The 11274-nt window shown below is 44.8% G+C and carries 13 protein-coding genes and 1 other annotated feature; all 13 genes read left to right on the forward strand.

All coding sequences use genetic code 11. The annotated features are described in order from the left end of the window. Position 1 precedes the first annotated feature (1 nt). The 13 genes from ABVF09_RS18865 (at position 2) to rpoB (ending at position 11217) form a co-directional block, all read left to right on the forward strand. Positions 2–415 carry a Mini-ribonuclease 3 gene (locus ABVF09_RS18865; protein ID WP_026569027.1) on the forward strand — a complete coding sequence of 138 codons (414 nt, stop codon included), beginning with the start codon at positions 2–4 and terminating at the stop codon, positions 413–415. After that, positions 408–1151, forward strand: coding sequence for a 23S rRNA (guanosine(2251)-2'-O)-methyltransferase RlmB (gene rlmB, locus ABVF09_RS18870; RefSeq protein ID WP_371069844.1), 744 nt, complete (start codon positions 408–410; stop codon positions 1149–1151). Before ABVF09_RS18865 ends, rlmB begins: the two co-directional genes overlap by 8 nt. A 2-nt stretch (positions 1152–1153) precedes the next feature. Continuing rightward, a complete protein-coding gene (locus ABVF09_RS18875) occupies positions 1154–1663 on the forward strand; it encodes an NYN domain-containing protein (protein ID WP_026569029.1) in 510 nt (169 codons plus the stop codon). Between the two features lie 83 nt (positions 1664–1746). Continuing rightward, entirely contained in the window at positions 1747–2403 is a 657-nt protein-coding gene (gene sigH / locus ABVF09_RS18880; protein WP_026569030.1) for an RNA polymerase sporulation sigma factor SigH, read from the forward strand. 71 nt (positions 2404–2474) lie between these two features. Continuing rightward, positions 2475–2624 carry a 50S ribosomal protein L33 gene (gene rpmG / locus ABVF09_RS18885; RefSeq protein WP_081704471.1) on the forward strand — a complete coding sequence of 50 codons (150 nt, stop codon included), beginning with the start codon at positions 2475–2477 and terminating at the stop codon, positions 2622–2624. A gap of 40 nt (positions 2625–2664) precedes the next feature. Then, on the forward strand, positions 2665–2844 hold the full coding sequence (gene secE, locus ABVF09_RS18890) for a preprotein translocase subunit SecE (RefSeq protein WP_026569031.1): 180 nt from the start codon (positions 2665–2667) through the stop codon (positions 2842–2844). A gap of 135 nt (positions 2845–2979) precedes the next feature. Further along, positions 2980–3513 carry a transcription termination/antitermination protein NusG gene (gene nusG / locus ABVF09_RS18895; protein WP_026569032.1) on the forward strand — a complete coding sequence of 178 codons (534 nt, stop codon included), beginning with the start codon at positions 2980–2982 and terminating at the stop codon, positions 3511–3513. Between the two features lie 229 nt (positions 3514–3742). Further along, positions 3743–4168, forward strand: a complete 426-nt coding sequence (gene rplK, locus ABVF09_RS18900; protein ID WP_026569033.1) for a 50S ribosomal protein L11 — start codon at positions 3743–3745, stop codon at positions 4166–4168. A gap of 209 nt (positions 4169–4377) precedes the next feature. Next, a complete protein-coding gene (rplA, locus tag ABVF09_RS18905) occupies positions 4378–5073 on the forward strand; it encodes a 50S ribosomal protein L1 (RefSeq protein ID WP_026569034.1) in 696 nt (231 codons plus the stop codon). A gap of 63 nt (positions 5074–5136) precedes the next feature. Beyond that, positions 5137–5283 (forward strand) — a sequence feature (ribosomal protein L10 leader region). 45 nt (positions 5284–5328) lie between these two features. Further along, positions 5329–5829 (forward strand): 50S ribosomal protein L10, encoded by a 501-nt coding sequence (gene rplJ, locus ABVF09_RS18910; protein ID WP_026771007.1) that lies wholly within the window; start codon positions 5329–5331, stop codon positions 5827–5829. A 72-nt stretch (positions 5830–5901) separates the two neighbouring features. Beyond that, complete coding sequence (gene rplL / locus ABVF09_RS18915) at positions 5902–6267, forward strand: 50S ribosomal protein L7/L12 (RefSeq protein WP_026569036.1); 366 nt, start codon at positions 5902–5904, stop codon at positions 6265–6267. A gap of 187 nt (positions 6268–6454) precedes the next feature. After that, a complete protein-coding gene (locus tag ABVF09_RS18920) occupies positions 6455–7057 on the forward strand; it encodes a class I SAM-dependent methyltransferase (protein WP_026569037.1) in 603 nt (200 codons plus the stop codon). Positions 7058–7680: 623 nt separating this feature from the next. Continuing rightward, positions 7681–11217, forward strand: coding sequence for a DNA-directed RNA polymerase subunit beta (rpoB, locus tag ABVF09_RS18925; protein WP_026569038.1), 3537 nt, complete (start codon positions 7681–7683; stop codon positions 11215–11217). Positions 11218–11274: the final 57 nt, after the last annotated feature.

Below are 11274 nucleotides of genomic sequence, written 5' to 3' on the forward strand. Positions count from 1 at the left end.
CATGGCGGAGTTCGACGTGAAACAAATGAAGAGCCTGACGCTCGCTTACATGGGTGATGCCGTTTACGAGATTTATGTAAGGCATCACCTTATCAGCAAAGGAAACGTAAAACCGGATCAGTTACACCGGTCGGCGGTCGCGTTTGTCTCCGCGAAGTCGCAGGCCAAAGTGATTAACGATTGGCTGGAGAAGGATTGGCTATCCACGGAGGAAGAGGGTGTCGTCCGGAGGGGGAGGAATGCCAAATCCGGAACGGTGCCTAAAAATACTGATGTCCAAACCTATCGATATAGTACTGCTTTTGAAGCGTTGTTGGGCTATTTGTATTTGAAAGGAAATACAAATAGGCTGGAACAATTAGTGGCGGCGGCCATAGCATTCGTAGAAGGAAAGGGGTTGATCAATAATGGCTGAAGAATGGATCATTGGCAAAAACCCGGTTACTGAAGCATTGAGATCCGGGCGTTCGATCAATAAAATTATGATCTCAGACCAGCTGCAAAAACAGGCAGCACATAAAATTCAATCACTTGCCAAGGAGAATGGCGTGACAGTGCAGCAAGTCCCGAAACGAAAGATAGATCAACTGGTCGAAGGCAACCATCAAGGTATAGCGGCAGCCGTTGCAGCTTACTCCTACAGCAGTCTCGAGGATTTATTCGCGGCAGCCGAAAAAAAGGACGAGCCTCCTTTTTTTATGATATTAGATGAAATAGAAGACCCGCATAACCTAGGGTCTATTCTCCGTACCGCAGATGCTGTCGGAGTTCATGGGATTATCATTCCAAAACGCCGGTCGGTCGGTTTGACTGCAGTGGTGGCAAAAACTTCGGCTGGAGCTATTGAGTATATTCCTGTCGCCCGCGTCACCAATATTGCGGCCACCATCGAGGAATTAAAGGAACGTAACGTATGGGTAGTCGGCACCGCTGCTGACGGATCAGAGGACTACCGGGAAATGTCGGCAGATATGCCATTAGCGCTTGTCATCGGCAATGAAGGCAAAGGGATGAGCAGGCTGGTGAAAGAGAAGTGCGATTGGACAGTAAGGCTGTCGATGAAGGGAAAAGTTTCCTCGTTGAATGCCTCTGTTGCTGCGGGTCTGCTTATGTATGAAGTTTTCAGAAAACGGAATCCGCTTGGTGAATAACGATGGATGTATTAGTGGTGGATGGATACAACATCATCGGTGCCTGGGATGAATTGAAAAAATTAAAGGATCATGACCTGGCTCAGGCCCGTGATCTTTTAATTGCAAAGATGGCAGAGTACCAAGCATACAAAGGAATACGGACCATCATCGTGTTCGATGCTTATTATGTACAGGGGCTGGCGAAAAAGCAGCAAAATTTCAAGGTGGAAGTGATTTTCACGAAAGAAAAAGAGACCGCAGATGAATGTATCGAGAAATTGATCAAGCAATTGAAAAATGTAAAAACACAAGTTTATGTCGCTACTTCGGATTTTACGGAACAACGGACCATTTTTGCTCAGGGGGCACTCCGCAAGTCTGCCCGCGAACTATATATCGAGATGCAGAATATCGAAAAAGAAATAGAAGAAGACCTGCAGTCCTATCGCAATATCCAAACTTCCACCAAGATTCCGATTCAAAAAGATGTTTTGGAAGTGTTCGAAAAATGGCGAAGAGGCGGACATTAGTCGACACCTGTTATTGACGATTGTGAAACGCTTACTGTATAATATTGCTATATTCACGGCAGTATAGTCGGGGGGAATCCTGGGTGACCATCACACACACGGAGACAGACGATCAGGAACTAGGCTATGAGAAACTTGAAGACGATGAACTGATTGAGTTGGTTCATCAGGGACAAACCTATGCCTTGGACTATTTGATTACGAAGTACAGAAATTTTGTCAGGGCAAAAGCCCGGACCTACTTTTTAATCGGGGCGGACCGGGAGGATATAGTTCAGGAAGGCATGATTGGTCTCTATAAGGCGATTCGTGACTACAAAGGGGACAAGCTTTCTTCTTTTAAAGCATTTGCTGAACTATGCATAACCCGTCAAATTATCACTGCAATCAAAACAGCCACCAGGCAAAAGCATATCCCATTAAACTCCTATGTTTCATTGGACAAGCCTATTTATGATGAGGAATCAGACAGGACACTCATGGATGTGATTGCCGGATCAAAGGCCGTCGACCCGCAAGAATTGATTGTGAATCGAGAGAAATTCGGTGACATGGAATATAAAATGTCAGAATTGTTAAGCGAATTAGAACAACAAGTGCTCAGTCTGTATCTGGACGGCAGGTCCTATCAAGAGATTTCCGTCGAATTAAAACGACATGTAAAATCGATCGATAATGCCCTTCAGAGGGTGAAGCGCAAACTGGAGCGTTACCTGGAAATCAGTGAGTTGAGTTTATAAACGTGACGTTGACAGGCTCCTGTTCCCATGCTACATTTGTATGGTGAAAAACCCTGAAACGGGGTGATAGGATGGGACGAAAAATAGTACTGGCCTGTGTTGACTGCTTGAGCAGAAACTACAGTACAGATAAGAATAAAACAGAGAATGCCGAACGGTTGGAAGTTCGCAAGTTTTGCAAAAGATGTGGAGCTCATACCCTGCATCGGGAAACGAAATAAGCAAAAGCCGGTCTATTGGCCGTAAGTTTGGGGGTAAAGCATGAAACTTATCACATTCTTTAAAAATGTTTCCAGGGAAATGAAAAAAGTGAGCTGGCCAAAAGGCCGGGAACTAACCAGCTATACAATTACAGTTGTGTGTACCGTTGCGTTTGTAGCAGTCTTTTTTGCTTTGATCGATTTGGGAATTACGGAAATTCTTAATCTATTGTTTGAATAATCATTGGTAGTTTATGCTATAATATAGTTAATCATACTTTTACCAGCAAAACCCGTGAACTGCGGGTTTTTTAAATTGGCAAAAATAATCAGTTTTCAATAAGGGAGGGAAGGGCAAGGGGATTGTCCTGAAATCATGGAAAAAAATTGGTATGTAGTCCACACTTATTCCGGCTACGAAAACAAAGTGAAGACGAATCTGGAGAAACGTTTGGAATCAATGGGAATGGAAGATAAGATTTTTCGAGTGCTTGTACCAGAAGACGAGGAAACAGAAATCAAGAACGGGAAAAAGAAGGTAGCTAAAAAGAAAGTATTTCCGGGTTATGTATTAGCGGAAATGATCATGACAGATGATTCCTGGTACGTAGTGCGCAACACCCCGGGAGTGACCGGATTTGTAGGCTCGACAGGTGCAGGCTCCAAACCCATCCCTCTCTTGCCTGAAGAAGCAGAGTTCATATTGAAACGGATGGGGATGCAAGAACAGGTCACCGAAGTGGACTTTGAAGAAAAAGAAAGCGTCCGCGTAACTGACGGGCCTTTCACGAACTTTACTGGCACCATCGAGCAAATTGACCTCGACAAGCAAAAAGTAAAGGTGCATGTAAACATGTTCGGCAGAGAAACTCCTGTAGAACTAGAATTCTCCCAAATCGAAAAACTATAATAGATGACGTAAGTAAATCGCAGGATTCCAGAAGGCGATGGCTGTTTGCCTGGTATCGTCATTGATCCCGGCTTGAGCTGGGAAGAACAGGTATTCAAACAACCCCTTGCATTTTGTTCGCAAAGATGCTAGAATTTTTATGTTCTTTATGCCCGGTGTATAAAGATATACGTTGAGTGGGAGGGGAAGACCCTATTACCACATCACGGACTTTAAGGAGGTGTGTCTCGTGGCTAAAAAAGTTATTAAAGTTGTAAAACTTCAAATCCCTGCAGGGAAGGCAAACCCAGCACCGCCAGTTGGACCGGCATTGGGTCAAGCAGGTGTAAATATCATGGGATTTTGTAAGGAATTCAATGCCCGCACGCAAGACCAGGCTGGCATGATCATTCCAGTAGAAATCACGGTATTTGAGGACCGTTCATTTACATTTATCACAAAAACTCCGCCTGCTGCTGTGCTTCTTAAAAAAGCAGCTGGGATCGAAACGGCATCAGGTGAACCAAACCGTAATAAAGTCGCTACTGTCAAACGCGACAAAGTAAAAGAGATTGCGGAAACCAAAATGCCAGATCTAAATGCTGCTAACGTGGAAGCGGCTATGCGTATGGTTGAAGGTACAGCGCGTAGTATGGGAATCGTTATCGAAGACTAATCCCACAGCGACTCTGATGAGTGAAGAAGGTTGCGATGATGGCGGAAGTGCCTTTCGCAACCTTTTTGTAGGACAGGGATTAAATCGTGATTGCTTCTGTGGCAATCATGTAGCGCGAGCCCGGCTGCCGAAGACGGCCGGTGAAGCTCGTTCCGCTTTTTAAAGTGGGAGGTATAACCGTTAAAACCACAATCAAGGAGGAAAAAATAATGGCTAAAAAAAGCAAAAAGCAACAAGAAGCTTTGAAACTTGTTGACCGTTCAAAAGCTTATGAAATAAAAGAAGCAGTAGAGCTAATCAAGCAAACCGCCAAGGCTAACTTCGATGAAACAGTAGAGGCTGCGTTCCGTTTGGGCGTTGACCCTAAGAAAGCGGACCAACAGCTTCGCGGTGCAATGGTACTTCCACACGGAACTGGTAAAACTCAGCGCGTTTTGGTTTTCGCAAAAGGCGATAAAGCCAAAGAAGCTGAAAACGCTGGTGCCGACTATGTAGGAGAGCAAGACTTGATCAACAGAATCAACCAAGGCTGGTTCGATTTTGATGTTGTTGTAGCGACTCCTGACATGATGGCTGAAGTTGGTAAACTTGGACGCGTGTTGGGACCGAAAGGCTTGATGCCGAACCCTAAAACCGGAACGGTGACTTTCGAAGTCGAAAAAGCAGTTCAAGAAATCAAAGCCGGTAAGGTAGAATACCGTGTAGATAAGTCTTCCAACGTTCATGTGCCAATCGGAAAAGTATCTTTCGATGAAGCTAAGTTGATCGAGAACTTTGAAGCAATCACGGATACCTTGGTAAAAGCAAAGCCGCAAGCGGCAAAAGGTATTTACATGCGTAATGCTTCCGTTGCATCTACGATGGGGCCTGGCATCAAAGTAGACGTTTCTAGCTTCGTTCGCTAAAAAGTCTATTGACTTGTCATGAATGTTTAGCTATAATGTACAATGTTGCATAAGTTAAAGTAACTAAATATAAACGTTGTACCGTAGACAGCAGGTGCTGAACAAGCTTAATGTCCTGCCGAGGTGTGTGAATAGAAAACAATCAGTTGAATGATTGTTTCATCGAAAACAAAACCTCCATGTCTGCATGGAGGTTTTTTCATGTACTGACATAGGATCCCACGGTATGATGAAAAGTCAATAGGAGGTGGAACAATGTCCAAAACAATTGAGCACAAAAAACAAGTTGTAACGGAAATCGCCGACAAGTTCCGCGAAAGTAAATCAACAATTCTTGTCGATTACCGCGGTCTTGACGTTGCCGAAGTTACTGAACTTCGTACACAATTGCGCGATGCCGGTGTCGATTTCAAAGTGTACAAAAACACGATGACTCGCCGTGCTGCGGAAGAAGCGGAGTTGGCTGATTTGAACGAAACATTGGTTGGGCCGACAGCTATTGCATTCAGCACTGACGATGTAGTGGCTCCTGCAAAGATTTTGAACAACTTTGCCAAAGAACATGAAGCGCTTGAAATCAAGGCGGGTGTCATCGAAGGAAGCATCGCATCCATTGAGCAAATCAAGGAGCTTGCCGACCTGCCGAACTACGAAGGTATGCTTTCTATGCTGCTTAGCGTACTTCAAGCACCTGTCCGCAACTTCGCTTACGCTACTAAAGCAGTTGCAGAGCAAAAAGAAGAACAAGGCGCGTAAGCCGGTACTTGTTTGCAGAGATTTAACGAGAAGCGTTTAAAATAAAACTAATTATCCCAAGGAGGAAGAAACATGTCTAAAGAACAAATTATTGAGCAAATCAAAGAAATGACAGTTCTTGAATTGAATGACCTTGTAAAAGCTATCGAAGAAGAATTTGGAGTAACTGCTGCTGCACCAGTTGCTGCTGCAGGTGCTGCTGGCGGCGGAGAAGCTGCTGCAGAACAAACTGAATTCGATGTTGTGCTGGAAAGCGCTGGATCTTCTAAGATCAAAGTTGTTAAAGCAGTACGTGAAATCACTGGTCTTGGCCTTAAAGATGCAAAAGATCTAGTTGATAACGCTCCAGGAGCAATCAAAGAAGGCGTTGCTAAAGAAGAAGCTGAAGAAATGAAATCTAAGCTTGAAGAAGCAGGCGCTTCTGTTGAATTGAAGTAAGGAATAAACAAGCCCGCCTTTACCGGCGGGCTTTTATTACCTTTAATGGGTCGGGTTTCTGCTCCGGGAAGTATGAAACACCTACACACCGGTTGTGCTTGAAAAGGTGTGAATGGTCGAATGAGTTTGTGCCCGGCCGTTATATCCTCTGAACCATTTTATCTAAGAAAAGCAGGTGCTTACCATTATGACTGAGCATTATTATTCAAGAAAACCAACCTCAGAAAGTGATCCGAAATCATGGCATTACAAACTGAGAGGTTTTGACTTTTCTTTTACCACTGATCACGGAGTGTTTTCCAGAAACGAGGTAGACTTCGGCTCCCGTACTTTGATTGAAGGCTTTACGGAACCGGCGGTCACAGGCGGGTTTCTTGATCTTGGCTGTGGCTACGGGCCGATAGGCTTGGCATTGGCGAAAGCTTTTCCGCATCGTCATATCACCATGAGTGATGTCAATGAAAGGGCGATCGACTTAGCCAGAAAAAATGCAATAAACAATCAGGTGGAAAACGTAGAATTTAAAATAAGTGATCGTCTCCAGTCCTTCCAAAACGAAATGTTTTCAGCTATAGTAACCAATCCCCCTATCCGTGCAGGGAAGAAAATAATTTTCGATATGTTTGAAGAGAGCCATCGGGCGTTGCTTCCGCAAGGAGAGCTGACTGTTGTCATTCAGAAGAAACAGGGGGCTCCTTCTGCGCAAAAGAAATTGGAGCAAGTGTTCGGCAATGTCGAAGTGGTTATGAAAAACAAAGGTTATTACTTATTAAAATCTATAAAACAATAAGTTGCCGCCGGTTTTGTGCCGGAAATTTTATTATTGACTCGCCGTACCTGTTGTGGTAATATTGAAAAATGCCAATAGGCGACTTCCCTTGTCAAGGATTATTTTGCTTATTCACGTATAATCTTTTTTGATAAAGGAAAGAATGGTGAAATCGGATAATTTTTCCTGTGGTTTCAAGAGAAATAAGGGAAGAATCATGTCGTTTTACCACTTTAAAAAAATTTAAATTTTTTTAAATGTCGCAGTATGCTTTCCAGCGGCAACAGGCAAACTGCCGGAAACCCGTTTCTAATCTAACGTTAGATGGATGGAAAATGTGATACAACATTCGCTAGCTGCGAATGTCTCAATAAAAATCTTGTGAACGATTGTTTTTGATTTCACAAGTTTGTTCGGTATGTTTACCGGACAATTTTGCGCTTATCACCGAATGCTCGTTTTACTGCTGAACAAGAGGGGTGTGATGGTGCGAAATCGCTTCACCTTAAGCTCGGCGAAAACGATATTGTTTTATTTTCAAGCATTATTGCTTTCCAGGCAGCAATGGTTGAATCTTGTTTTTTGCCGACAGTCTTGACGGTGGGCAGCGTTTTTTCTAATTCTTGATTTGAGGGGTGAATCAGTTGACAGGTCAACTAGTTCAGTATGGACGACACCGCCAACGCAGAAGTTATGCACGTATTAGTGAAGTACTAGAATTGCCAAACCTTATCGAGATACAAACAGCTTCCTATGATTGGTTTTTGGAAGAAGGTTTGCGCGAAATGTTCCAGGACATCTCTCCGATTGAAGACTTTACAGGGAACTTATCCTTGGAGTTTGTGGATTACAGCTTGGGTGAACCTAAGTATCCTGTCGATGAATCGAAAGAAAGAGATGTTACCTATAACGCTCCTCTTCGTGTTAAAGTCCGGTTGCTTAACAATGAAACTGGCGAAGTGAAAGAGCAGGAAGTGTTTATGGGAGATTTCCCATTGATGACCGATACTGGTACCTTTGTGATCAACGGTGCCGAACGGGTAATTGTATCCCAATTAGTTCGTTCACCAAGCGTTTATTATAATGTAAAACATGACAAGAACGGGAAAAGGGGTTATACAGCAACTGTAATTCCGAACCGTGGAGCCTGGCTTGAGTTTGAAACTGATGCCAAGGATGTTGTTCATGTTCGTATCGACCGTACAAGAAAGCTTCCGATTACGGTTCTTTTGCGTGCGCTCGGATTTGGTACTGATCAAGAGATCATTGATTTGCTTGGCGATAATGAATACTTAAAAAACACATTGGAAAAAGACAACACGGAAAACAGCGAAAAAGCGTTGCTTGAAATATATGAACGGCTGCGCCCTGGCGAGCCGCCGACAGTCGATAATGCCAAAAGTCTGCTTGTATCCCGCTTCTTTGATCCGAAGCGATACGACCTTGCGCACGTGGGCCGTTACAAAATGAACAAAAAGCTTCATATTAAAAACCGTCTGTTCAACCAAGTCCTGGCTGAAACCCTCGTCGATCAAGAAACAGGGGAGGTCTTGGCGCAAAAGGGCGACACAATTGACCGCAGGCTGCTTGATAAACTCCTTCCTTATTTAGAAGGAACAGAAGAAAACACCGGGGATCAGATTCTGGAACCGCACGAAGGTGTGCTGGAAGATCCTATAAAAGTACAAACGATCAAAATCGTTGATCCAACTGACCCTGAAGGTGAAAGAACATTGAATGTCATCGGCAACGGCAATGTGGATGATAGTGTCAAAAACATTGCACCTGCTGATATCCTGGCGGCGATCAGTTATTTCTTCAATCTGTTGCACCAAGTAGGCGGCACTGATGATATTGATCACCTTGGAAACCGCAGGTTGCGTTCTGTCGGTGAGCTTTTGCAGAATCAATTCCGGATCGGTTTATCCAGAATGGAGCGTGTGGTTCGGGAACGTATGTCGATTCAGGACACCTCGTCCATTACACCGCAGCAGTTGATCAATATAAGGCCTGTTATTGCCTCCATTAAAGAATTCTTTGGCAGTTCCCAGCTTTCCCAGTTCATGGATCAAACGAACCCGTTGGCGGAGTTGACCCATAAACGTCGTTTGTCTGCTTTGGGACCGGGCGGATTGACCAGAGAACGTGCTGGAATGGAAGTTCGTGACGTTCACTACTCCCACTATGGACGTATGTGTCCGATCGAAACGCCGGAGGGTCCGAACATCGGACTGATTAACTCCTTATCTTCTTATGCGAAGGTAAATAAATTCGGCTTTATTGAAACGCCTTACCGCCGTGTCGATTTAGAGACGGGCAGGGTGACGGAGCATATCGATTACCTGACTGCCGACGAAGAAGACAACTATGTAGTAGCACAGGCGAATGCTCGATTAAACGAAGACTGGTCGTTTACCGACGAAGAAGTAATTGCCCGTTTCCGCGGGGAAAACACTGCAGTTCCTCGCGACCGGATTGATTATATGGACGTTTCTCCAAAACAGGTTGTATCTGCTGCAACAGCATGTATTCCTTTCTTGGAGAACGATGACTCCAACCGTGCTTTGATGGGTGCGAACATGCAGCGACAAGCTGTGCCGTTGATGCAGCCGGAAGCACCGAGAGTCGGGACTGGAATGGAATATGTGAACGGAAAAGACTCCGGAGCCGCTGTCATTTGTAAACACGAGGGGATCGTCGAGCGGGTAGAAGCAAAAGAAATCTATGTCCGTCGTATTTCCGAAGTGGATGGAAGACGAGTGGAAGGCGACTTGGATCGCTACCGTTTGCAGAAGTTCATTCGTTCCAACCAAGGCACTTGTTACAACCAAAAACCGATCGTAAGCGTCGGCGACCACGTCACCAAAGGTGAGGTGCTTGGTGACGGACCTTCCATGGAAGATGGGGAACTAGCGCTGGGACGAAATGTCTTGGTCGGTTTCATGACATGGGAAGGGTACAACTACGAGGACGCCATTATCATGAGTGAGCGTCTGGTGAAAGATGATGTATATACTTCTATTCATATTGAAGAGTATGAATCAGAAGCACGTGATACAAAATTGGGACCTGAAGAAATTACACGCGATATTCCGAATGTCGGAGAAGACGCACTGCGCGACCTTGACGAAAGAGGGATCATCCGTGTCGGTGCAGAAGTCGAAGATGGTGACTTGCTGGTAGGTAAAGTTACACCTAAAGGGGTAACAGAATTGTCGGCAGAGGAACGCTTGCTCCATGCTATCTTTGGTGAAAAAGCACGTGAAGTGCGCGATACTTCCTTGCGTGTCCCTCATGGTGCCGGCGGTATTGTATTGGACGTGAAGATTTTCAACCGGGAAGACGGCGATGAACTTCCTCCAGGTGTAAACCAGCTTGTCCGTGTATATATCGTCCAAAAACGTAAAATTCATGAAGGGGACAAAATGGCAGGTCGACATGGTAACAAAGGTGTAATTTCCAAAATCTTGCCTGAGGAAGACATGCCATTCCTTCCAGACGGAACACCTATTGATATTATGCTGAATCCGTTAGGAGTACCTTCCCGTATGAATATCGGACAGGTACTGGAGTTGCATCTAGGTATGGCAGCAAGACAACTGGGCCTTCATGTAGCTACCCCTGTTTTCGATGGTGCCAGGGAAGAAGATGTTTGGGAAACACTTGAAGAAGCCGGAATGCCGCGGGATGCGAAGACAATCCTTTATGACGGCCGTACCGGTGAACCGTTTGACAACAGGGTTTCTGTCGGTGTCATGTATATGATCAAGCTTGCCCATATGGTAGACGACAAACTGCATGCCCGTTCTACTGGTCCTTATTCACTCGTTACGCAGCAGCCTCTGGGCGGTAAGGCTCAATTTGGCGGACAGCGTTTCGGTGAAATGGAGGTGTGGGCATTGGAAGCCTATGGTGCTGCTTATACCTTGCAGGAAATACTGACAGTGAAGTCAGATGATGTTGTCGGACGTGTGAAAACGTACGAAGCAATCGTAAAAGGCGACAATGTTCCGGAACCAGGTATTCCTGAATCATTCAAAGTACTGATCAAAGAGTTGCAAAGTCTTGGCATGGACGTGAAGATGCTTTCCGCAGATGAGGAAGAAATTGAGCTTAGGGACATTGAAGAAGACGATACTCAATCCGCAGACAACCTGAATATTGAAGTGGAAGAAAGCTAATTCCACTTCTTGTTCACTCAGTCTGTACTTAGGTTAAAACCTGGATACTAAAAGGGA

This window comes from Sediminibacillus sp. JSM 1682029 (assembly GCF_041366435.1).
Classification (GTDB): Bacteria; Bacillota; Bacilli; order Bacillales; family Amphibacillaceae; genus Sediminibacillus; species Sediminibacillus terrae.